We start from the raw sequence: 21958 nt of genomic DNA, 5'->3' as shown, positions 1-21958 counted from the left end.
TGCAACGATCCCGTCAGCTGTGGCCAAGAATGATCAAAGTTTTTCCGGAAGCGGAATACCAAGCCACTTTTCGGCAATCGCATTCAAACGGCCATCGGCCATGGATGCTGCAATGATCTCGTTGACCTTCGCCATGAATTCCGGCTCTTCCTTGTTCAGACCGACATAGCAAGGCGAATTTTTGATCAGGAATTTCGGCTCCGGCTTACGCGGCGGGTTGCGCTCGATGATCGCAGCCGCGGTCACGTTACCGGTTGCAATCAGGTCAACCTGACCCGAAAGGAATGCCGAAATCGTGCCGTTATTGTCTTCATAGCGTTTGATATCGACATCGGCCGGCGCAATCTTGGTCAGTTCAAGATCCTCAATCGCACCACGGGTCACACCAACCGACATACCGGCAAGATCATCGGCCTTCTCGGCCGAGATATCAGCAGGACCGAAAACGCCGTTATAGAACGGGGCATAAGGTGCGCTGAAATCGATCACCTTTTCACGATCCGGGTTTTTGCCAAGGCTTGAAATCACCAGATCGACCTTGCCCGTGGTCAGGTACGGAATACGGTTGGCCGAGGTAACCGGCACCAGTTCAAGTTTGACACCAAGGTCTTCGGCAATCAGGGCTGCCATATCGATGTCATAGCCCTTCGGCTGCATATCGGTGCCCACCGACCCAAATGGCGGGAAATCCTGCGGCACGGCAACTTTAAGAACCCCTGCCTCGGAAATGCTGTCAAGCGCGCCCGCCGATGCGACGCCAAGTGGAGCGGCAAGCATCGCCACAGCAGCAATCGCGGTTTTGAAGAACTGTTTCATAAGCCTCTACCCGTTTGTCTAAGAGTTTCTGAGATCATTAATGCACGATTTTTAACCTTGAATAGACGCTGCACATTTTTTGATCTTTTGTCTATGAATAATTTTTTCTTCGGCGTAAATTAAATACCAGATCGATCAAAAACCGCTATAAACCGGCAAATCTTGAATATTCAAATCGCTTAAACTGGTCTGACCAGAGGTGGGAAAATACATGGCACGCAGCGAAACCGCCCCGGAACGCGCCGCACGAGATATTCGAAATCTGATTAAAAACAAGGATCTAAAACCCGGTGACTCGCTACCGGCCCAGCGGATCCTGGCCAACGAGCTTGGCATCAGCCGCACCAGCCTGCGCGAAGCCCTGGCAACGCTCGAGGCCATTGGCCTGATCCATATTCACGCGGGCAAGGGCGTATACATCACCGACCGCCAGAATCAGCCACCTCTGGGACAGGACCGCAACCGCCAGGCCGGGCAGGTTTATCAATTCCGGCTGGCCATCGAACCCTATGTCGCCGGTTTGGCCGCCCAAATGCGCAACAAGGACCATCTGGCCGCCCTTGAAGCCAGCATTACCGAAATGCGCACCGCATTTGAAAATGACGATCTGATTGCCGCGGCGACGGCCGATACAGAATTTCACGAAGTTCTTCTATTGGCGTCAGGTAATCCGATGTTTGCCAAGGCCATGCATCCTGCCGCCCAGATCATCCACGAAAACCAGATGCTGCCCTTTGCCAATGCCAAGGCGATTGCCGCCCCGCTGGCCGAACATGAACAGGTTTTGCGCTATGTCCGCGAACACAACCCGTCTGGCGCACGCGACGCCATGCATTTTCATGTTCTGAGTGCCGCGACCCGCGCCAAGATCGCCTTTTTGCGCCCGTGATCCGAAATCCCGGTAAAACAAAACAAAACAAAACAAAACAAAACCCCCACCCGCTTTCGCGGATGGGGGTTTCATTAACGCGGTGCCATTCACAAGGAATGGCAAACCGAATTAGGCAGCCGACAGGTCGTCAGCCGAAACGCGACCCGAACGGGAATCGGTGCGCAGTTCGTAGTTGATTTTGTCGCCTTCCTGCGGGTGGCCCATGCCAGCGCGCTCAACAGCGCTGATGTGCAGGAATACGTCATTTCCGCCTTCGTCCGGCTGAATGAAACCAAAACCTTTAGTTGCGTTGAACCATTTAACGGTACCAGTTGCCATCTTTAAATCTCCTATCGAGTATTGATTGGCGTTACGACACACCCCGCGTGGGTGCGCCTATAGAGGTTCGAAAAACAATCAGGCGCGTTCACGCCGCGACTGTTTTCCAGAAGAGTTTGCGCGACCCGATCCGCCCGGCTGCCCGCCAGACTGTGGGCCACGTGGATTGCGATTGCGGTTCGCACCGCCGCGCTTGCCTTGCGGATTGGCATTGCGGGCACCATTGCCCCCGTTGCCTTTCGCGCGGCGTTCCTCGGTGCTGCCCATAAAGGACAGACCGGAAGAAATTGAATTGTCGCCCTGCGCACGGTCGCGGCGGTTTCCATCGGAATCAACGCGCTTGACCGGGCGCTTGCGCCCATCGGAAGAACCGGCATTGCCTGCCGGGCCATTTCCACGACCGTTGGCCGGGCTGGATTTGATCCCGCCCTTGTAACGGCTTCTGGATTTTTCGAGTGCCGGGTTTACCTCTGCCTGTGCATTGGCATTTCCCTCGCCATCACGACGCTGGGACGACTGGCGTGCCGGACGATCACTTGAACGTTCCGGACGATTACCGGCTGCTGCACGGCTGCCTTCGCCGTCACGACGGGCATTGCCACCAGCATTGCGACCGCCATTCCCATTACCACGACCGTTTCCACGGCCCTGACCATTTGCAGCACCACGTCCCTGGCCACGACCCTGGCCCTGACCACGACCGCCGCCTTCACGACGACCACGGTTGGTTTCGCGTGCTTCGGCCGACTGTGCCTCTTCGGCCGCCGCGGCTTCTGCGTCGCGACGGTCGATCACCGGGATCGACTGACGGGTGGTTTTTTCGATATCGCGCAGAAGACCGCGTTCTTCTTCATCACAGAACGCAATCGCCGTACCGCTGGCACCGCCACGGGCCGTACGGCCGATACGGTGCACATAGCTTTCCGGAACATTGGGAAGCTCGAAATTCACGACATGGGTCACGCCATCAACGTCAATACCGCGTGCGGCGATATCGGTCGCGACAAGCACACCGATCTGACCATCCTTAAAGGCGTTCAGGGCGCGCTCGCGCTGGTTCTGGCTTTTATTGCCGTGAATGGCGGCTGCACTGATTTTATTGGCTTCAAGATGACGTGCAACACGGTCCGCACCGCGCTTGGTGCGCGTAAAGACCAGCGTACGCTTGAAAGCCGGATTATCAAGAAGCTCTGCCAGAAGCTGACGCTTGCGGGTCCGCTCGATCAGGTAAACCGACTGGTCAACACGTTCCTGGGTGGTTGCAACCGGGGTCACGGAAACCTTGACCGGATCGGAAAGCATATCACCGGCCAGCTGACCGATCTGGGTCGGCATCGTCGCCGAGAAGAACAGGTTCTGACGATCACGCGGCAACATCTTGATGATGCGCTTGATCGGCGGCAGGAAGCCAAGATCAAGCATATGGTCGGCCTCATCGAGCACAACCACATCAACATGCTTCAGCGTCAGTTTGCCACTATCAACATGATCCAGAAGACGGCCCGGCGTCGCGACCAGAACCTCGATGCCCGGCGTAATCGCCTTGATCTGCGGACCATGGGCAACACCGCCCACAACCACAGCAACACGGACATTCAGGAACCGGCCATAGGCACGGAAACTGTCACCGATCTGTGCGGCAAGCTCGCGCGTCGGCGCAAGCACAAGCACACGGCAGGCACCTTTGGGTGTACGGCCTTCGGTTTTGGAAAGTCGATCAAGAATCGGCAACGCGAATGCTGCCGTCTTGCCGGTACCGGTCTGGGCGATACCAAGCAGGTCCTTACCTTGAAGCAGGGACGGAATGGACTGCGCCTGGATGGGTGTCGGCGCGTCATAGCCTTCTTGCGCCAATGCGCGAAGGACCGGCTCGGCCAGGCCGAGTTCGGAAAACTGGGTCAAATAAGGGTAACTCGTAAATTAGAGGCTGCAGACAGCTGGGACAACGCCCGGTGAAATATAGTAATCAGGTCTGCGCCTTGCAGTTCTGGAAGCACCCGCGTAGCTGGACACTTCAATGCGTTCTTAGGTCAACCACTCAACAGTGGGGGATATACATCCCCTCTACGCTTCTGGAGCGATCAAATTTCTGCGACACCATGCGCAGAGTTTGCCCATCTTGTCAAACGCCATATTTGTGACAGCCCCGCGTTTTACGCAAACAGACCCGGCAGATTTGCGCGCCGGGCCTTCGTCACAGCCAAGAAAAGCTACTATTTCCAAAACCCCATCCGGGGCCTCACCACATTCTCACAGAATTCCTTGAAAGTGAGCACATTTGGATGCCCCGCGTACTCATTCTTCAGCCCCGCCACCTTGCGCTCAGACAGCAAACTTTCGGGAATTACAAGCTGAACATTAATTCTCGCCATATCTTCAATCGTGCTTGCGGGAATGTTCTCATCCACGGTTGTCAGGTATAAATCACGATCTCCTTTTTCCCGCTCTACCTGCTTCCATCGCTCACGCAAGGTTGTTTTTGCACTAAGAATAAGCCCCTGCTGATTCTCAATTTTAACCCTCTTAGCGTAAGAAAGTGATGGAAGAACAAAATCTGGACGCTTTTTATTCTCCAGAACGACTTGCTTTTCGAACGGAATTAAAGCTGCACCCAACATCGCTTCAATATGATGCTCGTAAGAGTATCCTGCCCGCGACTTTCGTTGCTGGCTGGCTGACAACATCAATTTGTCAATTTCAGCCAATGCATCGGTAAGGCGCCGCATGATTTCAATGGCATTAAAGGCCTTTGGCTCATCCCCAAACACTATCCTCACCAGCTGAACTGCGCGCTCTTGGCGCTGATACTCTCGAAATAGATCCCACTCAATACTCCTGCTGATCTCGCGTAATGCGTCGCCGGGACAGTCCATTTCAAATGGATTAATATCTTTGCGCCTATGGATATCCATGAACTTGGATCTTGCAATGTGAGCAAGCTCAAGTGTTGTCGGCATTTTCGCGCTTGTAGCTGCGAAAAGTCCTATTTCTCCTCTTTGCCAAGCAGCTACAATTTGATCAGCAAAACCCAGAATTCCCTCTTGCTCCTGCTGCTTGACAACTCCTGTATCAAATTCACCAACGATGAAATCAGGTTCGAGGCTTAACAGATCTTCCAAATAGGCGACTTCTTCAGACGTAGAATCAATTGTCATACATATGAAGACTGTCCCTCCCGCTCTCTGTTGCTTTGCCATCAAGAAAAAAGACGCAGGCAACAAGTCGCAAAATAGTGACTTCGGAAGTCCAGTTAAGTGAGTTTCGGGCCCCTTGCTGGTATAATGAACCAGTCGGCTTCGCTTCTCTTCGTTGCCATTCTGCGGCCAAACCGTAGAGAAGAAGCTTTCTCGAATTGGTTTTGCTTCAGGATCCAACCTCTCCTTCACTGAGAGTTCCGGGAAAAAGCCTCCCTCCCGTTGCTCTTGCGGAATGTAGACCCCAGCCTGATGCTTGTTTGGAAAACGCGCCCAATCACGGTCATTGTTGGATAGCTTTTTTACAAGCACGCGATCCGATGTCTCAAATAGCCTCAACAGAAGTTCTGTATCACTACTCAAACCATCGAAGTTGAGCTCTCCTTGCAAGTTCATCGGCTTCTCCCCCGAATCTCGTTATGGTTGCTATTACCTTTAAGCCAATCCGACACCATATTCACTAGACTAGAGAAATCAAGCCGACCTTTCCCTTTTAACGAGCATTCCCAGACAATTAACGTTCTTATCTGCTTATCATGTAATTGAACTAAAGCCTGGCTATCGCGGAGCCTGTTTCTGCTCAGCTTTTCCCTCCAGAATTCCTCACGAGACTTAGGCCACCTGAACAGGTGACAATCGTGGCCATGCCAAAAGCATCCATGTACGAATATGACAGCATTATATTTGGGAAGAACAAGATCAGGCTTACCCGGCAACTGCCTGTCATGAAGGCGATAGCGAAAACCCCGGGCGTACAACGCCTTACGGACCAAGATTTCTGGCCTTGTATCCGTCGCGCGAATTTTTGACATCATCTTGCTGCGTTGTTCAGGCGAGACAATATCAGCCAAACAATTACTCCGCTGCGACGCTCTCTTCGTTCACGACAACTGCACCCTCCGCCCTCATGCTCTTCAACACATAAGGCTTCATCTGCCGTGCTATTTCCTTGATCACCGGCACGACGACAGAATTTCCGAACTGTTTGTATGCACGGGTATCAGAGACAGGAATTTTCATCGTAAAAGTATCATCGTCAAACCCCATCAGGCGGGCACATTCACGCGGCGTCAAACGGCGCGGATTCCGTCCTTCACCCTGATCGATCAGAATTTCACTGCCATCCTTGTAATAGCGCGCAGAAAGCGTTCTCGCCTTGTCGTCCGGCCCGCAAAGACCGAAGCCAAACCCGTTTCCTTTCGCCTTATGCTTCGCAGCATAATCAAACAGATACTTCCAGAGCTTGTCCGACAACGTATATTTCGGGTTCACAACACTTGAAACATTGGCCTGCGCATCTTCAGGCTGCAATGTAAACTGATGCTCCGGCTCTTCGTCGGGGGCATGCAATATTGTACCTATGACCGGCCCGGAAGCAGCATCTGCAAACTTGCAGGCGTCGAAATCGAAGCCAACATCTTTTCGAAAGCCGACAATAAAAATTCGTTCACGGTGCTGAGGTACATAGCCTTTCCCGTCAACGACACGGGCCTGAACGTGATAACCAAGCTCGTCGCGCAATGCGCCCATAATAGTATTGAACGTGTCACCCTTGTTGTGGCTTTTCAGGTTCTTTACATTCTCAAGCATGAAAGCTGCCGGCTTGTGGTGCTTGAGAATGCGAAGAACATCAAAGAAAAGCGTGCCTTGTGCCTTATCCATGAAACCGTGAGCGCGCCCAAGAGCATTTTTCTTCGATACACCGGCAATCGAGAACGGCTGACACGGAAACCCTGCAAGCAGAACATCATGTGCCGGAATTTCTTCGGCCTTGATCTGCGTTATATCCCCTGCGATCTGGTGATTGTCATTCGGGAAGTTCTCCCGATACGTTTTCTGCGCATATGTGTCCCACTCGCTGGTAAAAACACATTTCCCGCCCGCCGCTTCGAATCCGCGCCGAACTCCGCCGATTCCCGCAAACAGATCAATAAAGGTGAAATCGCTCATCGACTGGTCCCGGTTAAAATTCTTTTTGTATATCAAGGTGCTTTCAAGGTCTTGCAGGCATCCTCTCTCAGGAATGCTTTTCCCTGAATCCCATTGCTCGACCGTCTGTCTTGATACACCAAACCATGCTGCCGCGTCATCAAGAGACCAGCCGTTTGCTGTACGTAGTGCGTGAAAACCGGCTTCCATTGCGCACCTCCTTACAGAAATAAGAACAAAACAAGAATAACTTTTATCGTAATTCATGCAAGTGAAGAATCACGTTTTGTTCTTATTTCAAGTTGTGAGCGCGAGTTACCGCGCTCACAAAAGTCGAAGGCCCGCATTTAATAGGCAGAACAAGGGTTCGCCGCACCACAAGGGTTATAGGCAGCACACGGATTTGCTGCCGCACACGGGTTGCTTGCCGCTGCCGGGGCACAGGGCGATGCCGCGCACGGGTTATAGGCACCGCACGGGCTTGCCGCGCACGGATTGGCCGCAGCACAGGGATTGCCAAGACTGCGCGGATTCAAACGTGCCGCACAGGGACTTGCCGCACCACAGGGGTTATAGGCCGCACACGGGTTCGCGGAACACGGCGATGCAGCGCACGGGTTATACCCCGCCCCACACGGACTCGCCGCACAAGGGTTTGCAGCACAAGGATTATATCCCGCCCCACATGGATTGGCGGCACATGGATTGGCCGCACACGGATTATAGCCCGCACCGCAAGGATTGGCGCCACAAGGATTGGCACCACACGGGTTCGCGCCGCACGGATTTGCCGCACACGGATTCCCCGCACAGGGATTTGCGCCTGCTGCCGGACGTTTTGCCGGGGCCGGGTTGGCGATGGCCGGAATGTTTGCCGTGTGGGTGTAGTGATCAAGGGCGACCGCGCCGGTCGCTGCCAAAAAGACCGCACCGAACAGAAGGGTGTTTTTCTCGCTCATTTCCGGAATCCATCCAATCCAAATGCCGGACGCAGGGCGATACCGACCCAGCTGCCTGCAAAGGCCAGCACAAACCACAACCAGCCATGCACGCTGCCCGATGCGATCCCGCTAAAGAATGCACCGATATTGCAACCAAATGCCAGACGCGCGCCATAGCCCATCAGGATGCCGCCAACCGCGGCCGCCAGAAGCGACGCCATCGGCACCGAAACCTTCGGCGCGAATTTACCGGCAAGGGCGGCGGCAAAGGCCGCACCGATCACGATGCCGAAATTCATCACCGAGGTATTGTCTTCAAGAACCGAATTGCCAAGCGCCTTGGCAGGCCCCGCCCAGTTCCAGAATTCCCAGGTTTCGACCGGAATGCCGATGACCTGGGCGATCTTCGCACCCCACAGGCCAAAGCCGAACGTAATCGACCACGGATGACCGGCAATCAAAAGGGTCGCAATGTTAAGGCCGGCTAAAAGCAACCCGGTCCAGACCAGCGGCCAGGGACCATGGAACAGGCGCGCCAAACCGGCACGCGGTGCCTTGGGCGTTGCTTCAAGCGACCCGTGGGCACGCTTTTCGACAATCACCGTGATCAATGCGACAAGTGCCAGACCGCCAAAGGTCACGGCAAGTCCGCCACCAACGCCAAGCTCGCGCCCCAAACTCATCGGCGGCAAGGCCGGAAGTTCAAGCCACATTGGCAAATGCGCCGTCCCGATCACTGCCCCGATGATAAAGAACACAAGGGTCAGCAACATCCGCGAACTGCCGCCACCAACCGTAAACAGCGTTCCCGAACCACAACCACCGCCAAGCTGCATGCCAAGGCCAAACATAAAGGCCCCGACCAGAACCGATGTCCCGACCGGTGCGACCGCCCCGACAATCGGATCACCCAACGGATTGCCAAGCGCCAGCATCGGGATAAAGGCCGCGGCCGCCACCCCGATCATCAAAAGCTGGGCACGCATTGCACGCCCGCGCTTCTCGACCGAGAACCGGCGCCAGCCACCGGTAAAACCGAATGACGCATGATAAAGGGAAATACCCAGCAATCCGCCAAGGCCGTAAAGAACCGCCTGATGAAGATCAACTGCTTGGGCAATGGCAATACCGACAATCACAAACAGCACTGCCGTCATCGCGGCCGGGCCTTTGTCAAAGTCAAATCCCGGGGCTTCCGGGCGAGCTTTAAGGGTCGTTTCTGACATGGTGACGCTCAGTAACGTTAAATGAAATCTTTAAACGCGAACGGAACCGGGTCGCCCCGATTCCGTCCAAAACAAGTCTGCCAACAAGGTCGGTATGATACCCGGATTTATTCCGGAATGATCATCTCGCGGCTCGGATCAGCAGCCCATTCGGTCATGGAGCCATCATACATTGCAGTGTTTTTGTTGCCCATCACTTCAGACAGACCAAACCACGCAACCGATGCCCAGTGACCGGTATTGCAATAGGTGATTTCCTTGGCGTCAGTCGCGACACCTGCATCGGCCACCAGCGATTCAATCACGTCAGATGCGACAAACGCACCGTTCTGATCGCTATAGAATTCCGACTGTGCGATGTTTTTCGCACCCGGAACGGCACCGGCACGGGCAACCACACCGCTTTTGGTTTCGCCCTTGAACTGCGATACCGGACGCGCATCAATCAGCGCGACACCCGCATCACGTGCCTTGGCAACGTCATCGGCAGTCGCCAGAAGTTCCGGACGGAAATCGGCGTTAAAGGCCACAGCACCCGGTGCAACCGCATCGGTCGAAACCGCTTTGCCCGCGGCAAGCCATGCGCGCTGACCACCATCAAGAATGGTAACCGCGTCATGACCCAGAACCTTGAAGGTCCAGTAAACACGGGTCGCGCCACCAAAGTCGGAGCTGTTTTCACCGGCCGGGACAATAACAACCTGTTTGTCATTATCGATACCAAGCGAACCGATACGGCCCGAAATCACATCAAGCGGCGGCAACATGCCGACAACATTGTCGACCTTCGCACGCCAGCCGAACTTGCCATAGGGCGCATAAACCGAACCCGGAATGTGACCTGCATCATAGGGGCTGCCCTCTTTGGTCAGCGAACGGATGTCCACAACAACCAAAGACGGGTTATCAAGATTCGCTTCAACCCAGTTGGCATCAACCAACGGCTTGTCGGTCAGGCGTTCGGCCTGGGCCGCACTGCCAGCAAAGGCAAATGCCACAGCTGCAACAGCAGAAAGAACAAGAGCGCGCATGGGGCCTGTCTCCATCATTCTGAAATATTCATAAAACTGTGAAAGAGATGTAATCACCCACAGAAAAATGTCAATAATTCATTTATAACACAATTTTTATGTTTAATTAACGAGCGATCTAACAGAAGCCCCCGAACATGAGGATCGCGTGCCCCGCAAATGCAGCATCACTGCGCGCCTTCGGATTTCCGCGGAAAGAAATGATGATTACCCCGCCCAATGCCCGGAACGCAGTCCCCAACCGCCAACCACATTAATCAATGCGACGGCACGTTTGATCCAAGCGCAGTAAAGGCCGTGCCGATGCGATCAATTTTCTCGGCTTCGGCTGCCAGGGAACCTGTTCCGTCATCCCCTTTGTAATAGGAACAGAAATCCGGAATGACCCAGGTGTTTTCAAGCACACGGATATCGTAGCGATCCCGAATGGTGTCCCGTTCAATAATCAGACGGGTATTTGCAAAGGCATGGAAATCCCCGTCCATCATCACCCCGTCATCGGTAATAACACACGGATCATAGCCATATCCCGCCGGCCACGGCTTCAGGGTGTCCTTGACATAGGCAATCGCCACATCGGGCGGCATAAACTCAACCGCGGTCTGATCAATGCCCGCTGTTTTGAACTCGCACCCGGCCAGTCCGGTTAGCAGCATTGTCGCCCCTGCCAGCTTCTTGAAGTTTGTCACGTGCTCTTCCCCTGTTTAACCGAACAAATGTAATTCAAATTTGCCCCCTAGCGACTTGCAGGACGCGGGGTTGCCGTTAAATGTTTGCGGGCCTGTTCAAGCCCCGCCAGTTCCGATGGACACAAAGCATCGGGAATATCCCCGGATGCAACCACATCCATTCCGGCCGTCAATTTTTCGATTGGGGCCGAAATCGGGGATGCCGAAACCGCACTTGCACTGACTTCCTTACCCGGTTTCAGGCCAATCAATGTTCCGTCAGCCAAACGCACCGACATATCCGATTTCAAACCGCGCCCGGCATTAAGGTCAAGGATCACAAATCCCCAATCCGCTCTGACCTCGCGGATGCGACCAACCACGTTTTCGGAAACCTTGCCTTCCCGGCATGTACGCAAAGCTGCCTCCGCGCTGCTGACGTCATCAACGGCCCGCTGATATAGTATCTCTGCACGTGCATCACTGTTTTCACTATAAGGCAGGAAAGCAACCGCCGGCGGCTCTGCAAGCGGATCATCAAGCCCTTCGAACTCAAGGGCCGCAAGATGGATGATCTCTTTCTTTTCGGGACCGGTGACAATCAGCGCCATGCCACTGGGGAAAATCTGCACCCTGTCGACGGCATAGGCCCCCTCTTCCCTGTTCTCCCGTCGCTCCCACAACAATGTCCCGCTTGCACCACTGTATTTGCGAACGAACAGTGTTTTCTTGCCCTCTGATGACGCTTGTTCAATACCGGCAATAACGATGTCTTTTCCATCCACCGCGAACTCGACAGACTCTCTGTAATTCCTGTTCACGACCGGCATCAGGCCAAAGGACCTTAACCACAAGGGCTGACCTGAAGACAAGGAAACCGCATGAACTTCGTGGACCATTCCCTTATTGTCCGGCAGGTATCTTTTCGTCAGGAAATAAGCATTGCTGCCATCTTCCGACACCTGGACGGACATGATAATCCGCCTGAGATTATCAGGCGAAAAGTATCCCTCGTTATATTCATAGGTCTTCCCGTTAACCGGACTGCCCCGCAGTTCCTTAACGAGGCGTCCGCCCTTATCAAATTTCAAAATCTTTTGGGGCGCCCATGCTGTGCGATCATAAAACGCATAGAAATTTCCAAGCCCATCTCGTGCAAGCCCGACCACATCGGGATTATCGTTTTTGGATTTCCCCTGATAAAACTGGCGCCATTGTCGGTTACCGTCGGCGGCATATCGCTCGATGAAATATCGCTCGCCCCCTAAACTAAAGGCCATAACGAACCCGCCTACGCCGTCCGCAACCAAATATCTGGTATTTCCGTAATACGCGATCTCGCCCGGAAGCGCTTCATTCTGCGGATTAAACTGCCACCGAACCCGCCCCAACGGATCCAGTTCAAAGGCCAATGCCCGCGTCAAATGGTTTTCGTTACGCCATCCACCATTGACCATCTGGCCCCCCACGACGATCCGTCCATAATCGACATCGATATATGCCGACATATAGTTGGCGACCGCCCCGCCATATACCGTTCTCCATTGCTGATCACCATTGGCATCGTGGAAGCTCACCACGATATTGGCCTCTGCAAGGTCATCGTTTGTCCACCGGGCAACAACGTAGCTACCGTCGGGATAAAGTAACGGTGTCCCGCGGGCAGTAATATCGCGACGCCAGCTTGTCGACATTGCCTTTTTACGGCGATTTAGCTCTGTCTGAATTGCCTTGGCACGTTTTTGCAATTTCCCGCCATTGGCAAGATATCGGTTGATCGCATCTTCGGCGGCCTCGTTCCGATGCATACGCATCAATGCCTGGGCCTCGGCAAACTCGATTTCGACACCAACCGGTTCACCAAGCGCCCGGATCCGTGCTGACAGCGCAAGCGTTTCCTGATCATCCGCCCTTAACACGGCATCACCAAGGATACGGGCAAGTGCTTTGAAATCGTCACTTACCTGTGCAACAGCAACTTGTTCCGAGACGACAAGAAACAAGGCCGCGATTACGAGCCTGCGGGTAAAATGCAACACCATTTTAAGACCCTCGACCCGGTGTCACATTGATTGCGTTTTCCCGCGTGCATGTCGTCGACGTATCTTTACAAAGATACGTATTGCGCCGGGCAAGGATGTTTCCCGGCAGCTTGTAGCGTTCCGATATATTGCTGTCATAGGGCGCAATTGCTTTCTCGCAGAAGAAAATCAGCCCTTTGTTAAACGCAACACTGCGCCCCTCGTAATCCGCATCACGACAACCGACATATCCAAGCGCCTCGGGCAATGGATTATTGGTCAGCGTGTTCTGTGTTGGCCCGTCACAATACCAGGCATCTGCGCCAAACCCCGGATCCTTTTCTTTTTTGTGATAACAATACGCCAACGCTTCTTCGCGACTAACAGGTGCCGATGCCAAGGAAAGACCTTGGCTCCCCTGATCGCCCAATGTTTGTTTCGCCGTTGGTGCCAATGGCGTACTGGCCGTGCCCCCGCCCAGCGCAATAACAATCGTCCTGTTCTCTGACGAACGCGTCGTTCCCTGCGAGCCAGAGGGGACTTTGACAGACGGAAGCCCCCCGGAAATGCCCGGCAACCCGGTTGACGTCGAACCAGTTTGGCCGCCCGATTGCGTAATATTTCGCGATTGATTAAGGGCCGCATCCAATTGACGACGTGCTGCCTCGGCTTGTCTGTCCGCGGCTTCGGCTGCTGCCCGGCTTTGATTGGCAACCGCTGCGGCCTGTGCATCGGCGCGGCGTTGCGCATTGATTGCATCGACCGTTGCATAGGCCGAATTTACGGCTGCCTGCCCCTGTATCTGCGCAGACGCAATGGCATTTGCATTGCGGGTGATCGCTTCCATAATGATGCTGTTTGCACTTGCTTGGGCTGCGGCATTTTCGGCGGCACGGCGCGCAGCAGCAGCTTCCCGTTTCGCTTCTCGCTCGGCTTGGGCAAGCATCTCTTCGCGACGCTCTGCTTCTTCTTTCTCAGCCCGAAGCCTGTCACGTTCGGCTTTGGCTATGTCGGCCAGGTTTTTGCGTGCAAGCTTTTCGTCTTCTCGCGCGATATCAAGCCTGTCGCCTTCGGCTTTACGCTCATCGCGTGTTTGCGCTTCTTGCGCCACGCGTTGTTCATTCGCGGCAAGTGACCCGTTCAGTGCTTCCAGAAGGATTTGATCAAGCAAGGCAGAACTGCTCGGGGCAGCGACTGCTGTGAAAGACCACACGATGAAACCAATCGACGCTACCAATCTCAGCATTTCACACCCGCAACATTACCTTGTGCGAGAAAAATCTACTTTAGGGTTTGCCCATCGGCAACTTGGAAATCCTAAGGACGCAAATTATTCAGATACCGGGCAAATTCACCCGCAAACGCGTCCTGCGTTTCGCGGGACCGCAATGCGGGCGGGCGGGTCAGGAAACCGTGCAGGGATGCGATGACAAACTCCGCCACCGCCGAGGATTCAACATCGGTTCGCACGGTCTTGTTAAACTGTGCCCGGCTGATTTGTGATGCCAAGCCACGCCGCCAATAGCGGTAAACGCCATCAATGCGTTTGCGCAATCCTTCATCAAGCTCGCCCGCACCCGATGCCAGACGGGCCAGCGGACAGCCGCCTTCCAGAAGTTCCGGTGCATCATCGCGGCCCAGTCGATCCACCTGCCCCATCATCACCGGCAGGATGTCATGGACTTCCTCAAGCTCATCAAGCCACACCGCATCGATATAGCCCGGCAAACATTCATCGATCACCGCATTGACCAGTTTGGCCTTGCCCGAAAAATGATGATAAAGCGCGCCTTTGGTGCACCCGCTGATATCAAGGATATTGGCAATCGATGCCCCGCCAAATCCGGCCCGGCGCACTTCACCAAATGCCGCATCCAGAAGCTTCTGCCGGGTCAGGTCGGGATCGCGCACCCGCTTGGGCACCAGCGCACCGCCGGAATGCGGCCCAACCTCCATGCTTTCATCCACTTCAAGCGTATCATCATCGGCGTGATCATCGGCGCGCGTGATCCGCGAAAGGGCTGCTGAAATGCTGAAAGGTTCTTTGGACATCGTGGCGATCTGATATGGAAATGAGTGTTGTTTTTCAGGTTCCTCTGTTTTCCCGCCAAGGTCAACCAGACAGCCTGCATATTGAATGCTTTCTCTATGCGGATTGATGACGCAGCCCCTTGCAATTCAATGCAAAGCATACTCTATTGTTGGAAATGCTCGTTTATGGGCGCGCCCCAATTACCCGTCGGATAGCAGATGCAGCTTGATTCCATCGCCTTTGTCGCAGCCGAAACCAAAATCGCACAGGATGCGATGTATCGGCTGAAACATCGTTATGGCCATACAGCCCCGGACAAGGCCGAAGTCATCGTCGCCCTTGGCGGTGACGGCTTCATGCTCGAAACCCTGCACCGCTATATGGGCCGCAAGGTGCCGATTTATGGCATGAACCGCGGCACTGTCGGGTTCCTGATGAATGAATTCCGTGAAATGGGCCTGCCCGAACGCATCGCCGAGGCCCAAACCGTCGAACTTCATCCCCTTCAGATGGAAGCCCACACCGTTTCTGGCGAAAGCCTGTGCGCCCTTGCGATCAACGAAGTTTCCCTTCTGCGTGAAACCCGCCAGGCCGCCAAACTGCGCATCAAGGTCGACGGTGTTGAACGTCTGGCCGAACTGGTTTGTGATGGCGCGCTTGTCTGTACGCCTGCGGGCAGCACGGCCTATAACCTGTCCGCACATGGCCCGATCCTGCCGATGGGCAGTGGCTTGCTGGCCTTAACGCCAATAAGCCCGTTTCGCCCGCGCCGCTGGCGTGGTGCGTTGCTCCCGCACGGGGCCGAAGTTGTCTTTACCATCGAAAACCCGGAAAAACGCCCGGTTTCTGCCGTGGCCGACTATACCGAGGTCCGCGATGTTTCCCATGTCAAGATCCGCGAAGATCGCAACATGAAGATCAAATTGCTGTTTGATCCCGAACATAATCTCGAAGAGCGTATCCTTAAGGAACAATTCGTCGAATGACCACCGCCGCACTTGCACCGTCACAAGACACCATTGACTGGTGCCGCAAACTGATTGCCCACCCGTCGGTCAGCATGACCCCGAACATGGCCCTGATCGAAGAGGTGAAAGCCTTCCTCGACGGGCTTGGCTATGAAACCCTTGTTGTCCGCGATGACAGCAACACCAAGGCCAATCTTTATGCCACCATCGGCCCGGCCGTGAATGGCGGCGTGATCCTGTCAGGTCACAGCGACGTTGTCCCGACCGAGGGCCAGAACTGGGCATCCGATCCCTATGGCATCGATATCCGCGACGGCAAACTTTATGGCCGCGGATCATGTGACATGAAGGGCTTCCTGGCCTGTTTGCTGGCCAAGGCCGAGACATTCAAAAACGCCGATCTGCGCGTGCCGATCCATCTGGCCTTTACCTATGACGAGGAAGTCGGATGTCTTGGCGTGCCAAGTCTGGTCGAGGCGATTAACAACCTGCCGCACAAACCCGCCATGTGCATTGTTGGTGAACCGACCGAGATGAAGGTCATCACCCAGCACAAAGGCAAATATTCCGCCCGGGCGCATTTCACCGGCCGGTCGGGGCATTCGTCGCTTCCGGGCGAAGGTGTTAACGCTGTTGAATTCGCCTCGGAATTTGTTGTCTTCCTGCGCAAGCTGGGCCGCAAATGCCGCGATGAAGGCCCGCATGATGATGAATTCGTGCCCAATCACACCACCTTCCATACCGGCGTGATCAAGGGCGGCACACAGCTTAATATCATCCCGCAGAATTGCTTTGTCGATTTTGAATTCCGCAATCTGCCCAATGATGATCGTGATGCGCTCAAGGCGCAGATTTTCGAATATCTCGACACGGTCCTAATCCCGGAAATGCGCGAAACCTATGCCGATGTCGGGGTCGAGATCGAAGTGGTTTCCGACATGCCGGGCCTTGCCACGGGCGATGACGAGGAAGTCACCAAACTGGTCATGGCGCTGACCGGCGCCAACACGACCGGCAAGGTAAGCTTTGGCACAGAAGCCGGGGTCTTTTCCGCGATGGGCGATATTCCGACCGTGGTCTGTGGCCCGGGCAATATCGAACAGGCCCACAAGCCAGACGAGTTCATCGAACTTGATCAGTTGGGCCGCTGCGAAGTGTTTCTGGATAAATTGCTGGCCGTTCTGGTCAAGTAACCGGCCAGATCACCGCACATATATAAAAGGGCTGCGAATTTCGCAGCCCTTTGTCGTTTGGCACATCAGGTCTGGATCAAACCAGATTGGCGTCAAAGAATTCCGCGGTGCGTTCGTTTGCCGTATTGGCATCGGCCTCGTCATAATGGGCGCCACCCTTGCGCGCAAAGGCATGATCACGCCCCGGATAGATATGAAGCTCGGTCAGGGAATGATCGCCAAGTGCTTCCTTGATCACGTCCTGCGCCTCGGCCGGGATATATTCATCATTGCCCGCAAGATGCACGATCAGCGGCTTTTTGATGTTATCGGCCTCGTTCATGTAATTATTCATGCCGCCTCCGTAATAGGCCGCAAAGGCATCGCCATCGGTTCGTGTTGCCGACAGGAAGGTCAAAAGCCCGCCAAGGCAGAAACCAACAACCCCGACCTTGCCATTGGCCCCCTCGATACCGCGCGCGGCCGTCATGGTTGCGGCGATGTCTTCAACGCCCTTATCAACGTTGAACGCCTGGTAATAGCCAAAGGCCTGCTTCCATTCGGCTTCGGACTTGTCGGTAATGTCGATGCCCGGCTTGATCCGCCAGAACAGGTCGGGACATACCGCGATATAGCCCTGCTTGGCATAATCATCGGCAATCCCGCGCATCACCGCATTGACGCCAAAGATTTCCTGAATAACCACAACAACCGGCGCCGGAAGGATTGCCGGCATCGCCACATAGGCCTCGAAATTCCCGTCCGGGGTGGTCACATCAAGCTTTGTCATCGCAATCAACCTCCTTGTTTTGATCTTTATGTCCAGTCAGTTAAGACCAGAATACCCGATCACAAGGGGATCGCTGCAAAAAACCACGCCCGCCCGTCGATAAATCACGATGACACGATTTGGGGTCGCTATATCGGGTTGCTAAATCCCGTGCGGCTGGTTGAACTCGGCCGCCATCTGGTCAAGTTCATGCCACAGGCTTTCGGCAAAGCTGCGCAGGACCATGATTTCAAAGCATTCCACGTCGGTGCGCGTGATCATCGCACCGATATGACCAATCATGGTCATCGCCGACGCACCCACAGCAAAAACATCATCGGCAAGATCAACCATCGTCCCCTTGATCAGAACATCACGGACCTTCGCCCCCGAAAGCATGATCCGAACCCGGCCATGGGTCTGATCGGACAGCGCAAATTCGGCGGGCATGTGCCCGGCAATCTCGGCAAAGCGGCCTTGTGAAATGTCGCAATCCCCAACCCAGAACCACTGGCCGGGCGACGGCGAACGAAGCCCGCCGCCAAGGTCGGGCGCAATATCGCCCAAAACCTTGGTAAGGCCGCTTTCATCTGGCGCGCCATTACCCAGAACATGAATGACAAAGCCCGCACTGACCGGCGCGATATGAACCGCGGCATGCCCGTTGGCATCCGGCTTGGCCGGAAATGGCGATACGTTATTAAGCAGAAAATCACGCATGGAGCTTCTCATTCTCTGGATCGACAAAGGCCGGATTGCAAAGGATGCCGGTAATGCTGGTCCCGGCAAGACCGTTCCAGATGACGACTTCCTCGCCATACCGTTCCGGCCCGCCTTTCACCAGCGCCAGGCCAATCGCATGACCAAGGCTTGGCGAATAACACATCGAGGTGACATAACCCTGATCATTGGCAAGACTGACCTCGTCCCCGACCTTAAGGATATGCGACCCGGTGGCAAATTTGTCCTCCGGTGATTTCGGCTTGATCCCGACCAGTGCCGGGCGCATCGGATCAAGAAGTCCTTCGCGCCGGTTCATCACCCGACCGATAAAGTCATCCTTGGTCACCGAAACCATCCGCCCCATACCAAGATCGGCGGGCGTCACCGTGCCATTAATCTCGGCATGGGTGACATGGCCCTTTTCAATCCGCATGACGCCAAGCGCCTCGGTGCCATATGGCGCAATGTCAAATTCCTTGCCCGCCACCATGATGGCATCGGCAACGCTTTCGCCATATCCGGCCGGAACCGCGATTTCATAGGCAAGCTCGCCCGAGAAGGAAATTCTGAACAACCGCCCGGTCAGCCGACCGCCAAACATCGAAACTTCGCGCGCGGCAAGGAACGGGAACGCCTCGTTTGAAATATCGTCATCAATGATCTTGGCCAGAACATCACGGGCCTTTGGTCCGGCAACCGCCATCTGTGCCCATTGATCGGTCGCCGATGCCAGCCGCACATCAAGTTCGGGCCACAAAACCTGCGCACAGAACTCAAGATGGGTCAAAACCCCCGCCGCAAGGGCGGTTGTCGTCGTCATGAAGTAATGATTTTCGGCCAAACAACTGGTCGTGCCATCATCATAGACCAAACCATCCTCGCGCAGCATGATGCCATAACGCGCCTTGCCAACGGGCAATTTCAGGAAGGCATTGCAATAAACCCGGTTCAGGAACTCTGCCGCGTCGGCACCAAAAATCTCGATCTTGCCAAGGGTTGAAACATCACAAATCCCGACATTTTCGCGCACATTGCGAACCTCGCGATCAACACTGTCGCGCCAGAATGTCTCGCCGTCTTTCGGGAACCAGCTTGATCTGTACCAAAGCCCGGTTTCAACAAACTTCGCCCCGTTGCGTGCGGCCCATCCATGAAGCGGCGATTTGCGCACCGGCTGGAATTCGAACCCCTTCGATGCGCCAACAAGTGCGCCAAACGACACCGGCGTATAAAACGGGCGGAATGTCGTTGTGCCAATCTCGCCGGGCGACACACCCTTGTTTTGGGCAAGGATGCCAATCGCATTCACATTCGATGTCTTGCCCTGATCGGTCGCCATGCCGTTGGTGGTATAACGCTTGGCAAGTTCGACGTGATCATATCCTTCGCGCATCGCAAGGTTGATATCACCCGCCGTCACATCGTTCTGATAATCAACAAACGCCTTGCCCTTGCTGGGTGGCACCGACCAGATCGCAACCGTTCCCTGCGCAATATCATCGACCTGTTCCAGACCAGGCAAACTTGCCGGCTCCCCGGTTAATCCAAGCACGCCCAATACCGAAACCGCCGCCTTGGCACCGGCCACAAAGCACGATGCGATCCCGGCATTTCCGGCAACCGCCCCTGCGGGCACCATGCCATCGCAATTTTCGGGCGGCAGGAAACCAACATGTTCATCCGACCAGACCGGCTTTGCCCCGCGATGACAGGCCAGATGCACAATCGGGCTATAGCCCCCCGAAACGGCAAGCGCATCAACCGCAATCACTTCATCGCGGCCATCATCATGACGCACGGCAATCGATTTGATCACCTTGCGTCCGGCCGTATCACGAACCATCGCCCCGGCAATCAACCGTGCCTTGCCGTCGTAATCAATATCGGGGCATTTGCGCGGATCAATGATCGCTGCAACCTCGATCCCGCTTGCTTCAAGGTCCAGCGCGGTCTGATAGGCCTGATTGTTATTGGCAAAAAGGGCAACGCGCTTGCCCGGTGCGACACCAAACGCATTAAGGTAGGTCCGCATCGCACCCGCCGTCATCACACCGGGCCGGTCATTGCCGCCAAACACAATCGGGCGTTCCTCGGCCCCGGTTGCCAGAATGACCTGTTTGGCAACAATACGCCAAAGCCGTTCCATCGCCCGGTTCGGATTGATCGCCGTCTCGGCAAGATGCTTTTGCACCCGCTCAACCGCGGCAAAGACCTGATCGTCATAGGCCCCGAAAACAGTGGTGCGTTTTTTGATCTCGACATTGGGCATGGCATGCAATTCACCAACCATATCGGCCAGAACCGCATCGGCGGGCTTACCGCCAATCATGCTGCCTTCGGCCAACATGCCACCGCCAAGCTGCGCACCTTCATCGGCAATAATCACCCGTGCCCCTGCCCGGCCCGCGGTCAGTGCCGCGGCAAGTCCGGCGGGACCGGACCCGATCACCAGAACATCGCAATGCGCCCAGCATTTCTCGTAATAGCCGGGATCGGGATCATAACTTGCCCGGCCAAGACCGGCGGCCTTGCGGATCAGCGGTTCATAAACCTTTTCCCAGAATGCCGCGGGCCACATGAATGTCTTGTAATAGAACCCGGCACCCAGCAACGGCCCCAAAAGGCCATTCATCGCCCCGATATCAAAATCCACATTCGGCCAGCAATTCTGTGATCGCGCTTCAAGCCCGTCAAAAAGTTCCGCCATGGTCGCACGGGTATTGGGATCCCGACGGCCATCACGCCCGATGGTCAAAAGTGCATTGGGTTCTGCCGCCCCGGCGGTCAGGATGCCACGCGGGCGGTGATATTTGAAACTGCGCCCGACCAGTTGCCTGCCATTGGCAAGCAGGGCGGACGCCACCGTATCACCGCCAAAACCGCGAAGCTTCTCGCCGTTAAAGCTGAATTCACGCACATCATCGCGATCAATCAGCGTACCGCCATCCATCCGGAAACTGGTCATGCCCGGCCCTCCGCCTTAAGAGTACTGGCATCAACCACGTTACTGGTTTCATGGGTGACCGTGTTGCGATCCAGCACCAGCCAGCGACGGCATCCGCCCGAATGGTGCCAATATTCCCGATGCTGCCCGCGCGGGTTATCGCGCAGATAGACATGATCAAACCAGATGCTTTCATCCGCACCCGCAACCGGACGCGGGGTTGCGACTTCGCCGCGCACGGTAAATTCCTCACGGGGGCGGGAACCGCAATGAGGACATTTGACAAGACTGCTCATTTCCAAATTCCTTTGCGG

20 protein-coding genes are annotated in these 21958 nt (G+C 55.1%); 3 read left to right on the top strand and 17 right to left on the bottom strand.

Translation table 11 applies throughout. The features are described 5' to 3' along the window. Nucleotides 1-33: 33 nt before the first annotated feature. Nucleotides 34-816, bottom strand: coding sequence for a transporter substrate-binding domain-containing protein (locus tag TH19_RS17315; protein WP_114103618.1), 783 nt, complete (start codon nucleotides 814-816; stop codon nucleotides 34-36). A gap of 211 nt (nucleotides 817-1027) precedes the next feature. Between TH19_RS17315 and TH19_RS17310 the strand changes: the two genes are divergently transcribed. Then, nucleotides 1028-1705: a FadR/GntR family transcriptional regulator gene (locus TH19_RS17310; RefSeq protein ID WP_114103617.1), complete on the top strand. Its 678-nt coding sequence runs from the start codon at nucleotides 1028-1030 to the stop codon at nucleotides 1703-1705. A 111-nt stretch (nucleotides 1706-1816) separates the two neighbouring features. On the opposite strand, the gene TH19_RS17305 is transcribed toward TH19_RS17310, so the two are convergent. The 12 genes from TH19_RS17305 to TH19_RS17250 all read right to left on the bottom strand — a co-directional run bounded on the left by TH19_RS17305 (nucleotide 1817) and on the right by TH19_RS17250 (nucleotide 15088). After that, a complete protein-coding gene (locus tag TH19_RS17305; RefSeq protein ID WP_068517057.1) occupies nucleotides 1817-2026 on the bottom strand; it encodes a cold-shock protein in 210 nt (69 codons plus the stop codon). 78 nt (nucleotides 2027-2104) lie between these two features. Further along, nucleotides 2105-3928, bottom strand: a complete 1824-nt coding sequence (locus TH19_RS17300; protein ID WP_114103616.1) for a DEAD/DEAH box helicase — start codon at nucleotides 3926-3928, stop codon at nucleotides 2105-2107. A 311-nt stretch (nucleotides 3929-4239) separates the two neighbouring features. Next, on the bottom strand, nucleotides 4240-5616 hold the full coding sequence (locus tag TH19_RS17295) for a type II restriction endonuclease (RefSeq protein WP_114103615.1): 1377 nt from the start codon (nucleotides 5614-5616) through the stop codon (nucleotides 4240-4242). Then, the gene (locus tag TH19_RS17290) at nucleotides 5613-6071 is read right to left on the bottom strand and encodes a very short patch repair endonuclease (protein WP_114103614.1); all 459 of its coding nucleotides are present in this window, start codon (nucleotides 6069-6071) and stop codon (nucleotides 5613-5615) included. The genes TH19_RS17295 and TH19_RS17290 overlap by 4 nt, the downstream gene beginning before the upstream one ends. Before the next feature lie 4 nt (nucleotides 6072-6075). Next, on the bottom strand, nucleotides 6076-7359 hold the full coding sequence (dcm, locus tag TH19_RS17285; RefSeq protein ID WP_114103613.1) for a DNA (cytosine-5-)-methyltransferase: 1284 nt from the start codon (nucleotides 7357-7359) through the stop codon (nucleotides 6076-6078). A 137-nt stretch (nucleotides 7360-7496) separates the two neighbouring features. Further along, nucleotides 7497-8108, bottom strand: a complete 612-nt coding sequence (locus TH19_RS17280) for a hypothetical protein (protein WP_114103612.1) — start codon at nucleotides 8106-8108, stop codon at nucleotides 7497-7499. After that, nucleotides 8105-9316 (bottom strand): YeeE/YedE family protein, encoded by a 1212-nt coding sequence (locus TH19_RS17275; RefSeq protein WP_114103611.1) that lies wholly within the window; start codon nucleotides 9314-9316, stop codon nucleotides 8105-8107. Before TH19_RS17275 ends, TH19_RS17280 begins: the two co-directional genes overlap by 4 nt. Before the next feature lie 107 nt (nucleotides 9317-9423). After that, nucleotides 9424-10347 (bottom strand): sulfurtransferase, encoded by a 924-nt coding sequence (locus TH19_RS17270; RefSeq protein ID WP_114103610.1) that lies wholly within the window; start codon nucleotides 10345-10347, stop codon nucleotides 9424-9426. Nucleotides 10348-10604: 257 nt separating this feature from the next. Next, entirely contained in the window at nucleotides 10605-11036 is a 432-nt protein-coding gene (locus tag TH19_RS17265; protein ID WP_114103609.1) for a hypothetical protein, read from the bottom strand. Between the two features lie 47 nt (nucleotides 11037-11083). Then, on the bottom strand, nucleotides 11084-13057 hold the full coding sequence (locus TH19_RS17260; RefSeq protein WP_114103608.1) for a hypothetical protein: 1974 nt from the start codon (nucleotides 13055-13057) through the stop codon (nucleotides 11084-11086). 1 nt (nucleotide 13058) lies between these two features. Next, the gene (locus tag TH19_RS17255) at nucleotides 13059-14282 is read right to left on the bottom strand and encodes a hypothetical protein (RefSeq protein ID WP_114103607.1); all 1224 of its coding nucleotides are present in this window, start codon (nucleotides 14280-14282) and stop codon (nucleotides 13059-13061) included. 71 nt (nucleotides 14283-14353) lie between these two features. Then, a complete protein-coding gene (locus TH19_RS17250; protein WP_114103606.1) occupies nucleotides 14354-15088 on the bottom strand; it encodes a TetR/AcrR family transcriptional regulator in 735 nt (244 codons plus the stop codon). 198 nt (nucleotides 15089-15286) lie between these two features. Here TH19_RS17250 and TH19_RS17245 point away from each other — a divergent pair, with 198 nt between their 5' ends. Continuing rightward, entirely contained in the window at nucleotides 15287-16054 is a 768-nt protein-coding gene (locus TH19_RS17245) for an NAD kinase (RefSeq protein ID WP_114103605.1), read from the top strand. Beyond that, a complete protein-coding gene (gene argE / locus TH19_RS17240; protein ID WP_114103604.1) occupies nucleotides 16051-17229 on the top strand; it encodes an acetylornithine deacetylase in 1179 nt (392 codons plus the stop codon). The genes TH19_RS17245 and argE overlap by 4 nt, the downstream gene beginning before the upstream one ends. Nucleotides 17230-17305: 76 nt before the next feature. Here argE and TH19_RS17235 read toward each other — a convergent pair whose 3' ends face one another. From TH19_RS17235 to TH19_RS17220, 4 genes are all read right to left on the bottom strand, one after another. Next, the gene (locus tag TH19_RS17235; protein ID WP_114103603.1) at nucleotides 17306-17998 is read right to left on the bottom strand and encodes a dienelactone hydrolase family protein; all 693 of its coding nucleotides are present in this window, start codon (nucleotides 17996-17998) and stop codon (nucleotides 17306-17308) included. Between the two features lie 141 nt (nucleotides 17999-18139). Continuing rightward, complete coding sequence (locus TH19_RS17230) at nucleotides 18140-18697, bottom strand: sarcosine oxidase subunit gamma (RefSeq protein WP_114103602.1); 558 nt, start codon at nucleotides 18695-18697, stop codon at nucleotides 18140-18142. Beyond that, nucleotides 18690-21665: a sarcosine oxidase subunit alpha family protein gene (locus tag TH19_RS17225; RefSeq protein ID WP_114103601.1), complete on the bottom strand. Its 2976-nt coding sequence runs from the start codon at nucleotides 21663-21665 to the stop codon at nucleotides 18690-18692. The genes TH19_RS17230 and TH19_RS17225 overlap by 8 nt, the downstream gene beginning before the upstream one ends. Then, nucleotides 21662-21940 (bottom strand): sarcosine oxidase subunit delta, encoded by a 279-nt coding sequence (locus TH19_RS17220; protein ID WP_114103600.1) that lies wholly within the window; start codon nucleotides 21938-21940, stop codon nucleotides 21662-21664. Before TH19_RS17220 ends, TH19_RS17225 begins: the two co-directional genes overlap by 4 nt. Nucleotides 21941-21958: the final 18 nt, after the last annotated feature.

The organism is Thalassospira profundimaris, from assembly GCF_003326675.1.
GTDB classification, from domain to species: Bacteria; Pseudomonadota; Alphaproteobacteria; order Rhodospirillales; family Thalassospiraceae; genus Thalassospira; species Thalassospira aquimaris.
Note: the sequence above shows the minus strand (reverse complement) of the source record. Positions and strands in the feature narration are given on the sequence as shown.

Excerpts from the sequence above, each read along its gene's own strand:
- TH19_RS17315 (WP_114103618.1), bottom strand. The coding sequence starts at position 816 with ATGAAACAGTTCTTCAAAACCGCGATTGCTGCTGTGGCGATGCTTGCC.
- TH19_RS17310 (WP_114103617.1), top strand. The coding sequence starts at position 1,028 with ATGGCACGCAGCGAAACCGCCCCGGAACGCGCCGCACGAGATATTCGA.
- TH19_RS17305 (WP_068517057.1), bottom strand. The coding sequence starts at position 2,026 with ATGGCAACTGGTACCGTTAAATGGTTCAACGCAACTAAAGGTTTTGGT.
- TH19_RS17295 (WP_114103615.1), bottom strand. The coding sequence starts at position 5,616 with ATGAACTTGCAAGGAGAGCTCAACTTCGATGGTTTGAGTAGTGATACA.
- dcm (WP_114103613.1), bottom strand. The coding sequence starts at position 7,359 with ATGGAAGCCGGTTTTCACGCACTACGTACAGCAAACGGCTGGTCTCTT.
- TH19_RS17280 (WP_114103612.1), bottom strand. The coding sequence starts at position 8,108 with ATGAGCGAGAAAAACACCCTTCTGTTCGGTGCGGTCTTTTTGGCAGCG.
- TH19_RS17275 (WP_114103611.1), bottom strand. The coding sequence starts at position 9,316 with ATGTCAGAAACGACCCTTAAAGCTCGCCCGGAAGCCCCGGGATTTGAC.
- TH19_RS17270 (WP_114103610.1), bottom strand. The coding sequence starts at position 10,347 with ATGCGCGCTCTTGTTCTTTCTGCTGTTGCAGCTGTGGCATTTGCCTTT.
- TH19_RS17260 (WP_114103608.1), bottom strand. The coding sequence starts at position 13,057 with ATGGTGTTGCATTTTACCCGCAGGCTCGTAATCGCGGCCTTGTTTCTT.
- TH19_RS17255 (WP_114103607.1), bottom strand. The coding sequence starts at position 14,282 with ATGCTGAGATTGGTAGCGTCGATTGGTTTCATCGTGTGGTCTTTCACA.
- TH19_RS17250 (WP_114103606.1), bottom strand. The coding sequence starts at position 15,088 with ATGTCCAAAGAACCTTTCAGCATTTCAGCAGCCCTTTCGCGGATCACG.
- TH19_RS17245 (WP_114103605.1), top strand. The coding sequence starts at position 15,287 with ATGCAGCTTGATTCCATCGCCTTTGTCGCAGCCGAAACCAAAATCGCA.
- argE (WP_114103604.1), top strand. The coding sequence starts at position 16,051 with ATGACCACCGCCGCACTTGCACCGTCACAAGACACCATTGACTGGTGC.
- TH19_RS17235 (WP_114103603.1), bottom strand. The coding sequence starts at position 17,998 with ATGACAAAGCTTGATGTGACCACCCCGGACGGGAATTTCGAGGCCTAT.
- TH19_RS17230 (WP_114103602.1), bottom strand. The coding sequence starts at position 18,697 with ATGCGTGATTTTCTGCTTAATAACGTATCGCCATTTCCGGCCAAGCCG.
- TH19_RS17225 (WP_114103601.1), bottom strand. The coding sequence starts at position 21,665 with ATGACCAGTTTCCGGATGGATGGCGGTACGCTGATTGATCGCGATGAT.
- TH19_RS17220 (WP_114103600.1), bottom strand. The coding sequence starts at position 21,940 with ATGAGCAGTCTTGTCAAATGTCCTCATTGCGGTTCCCGCCCCCGTGAG.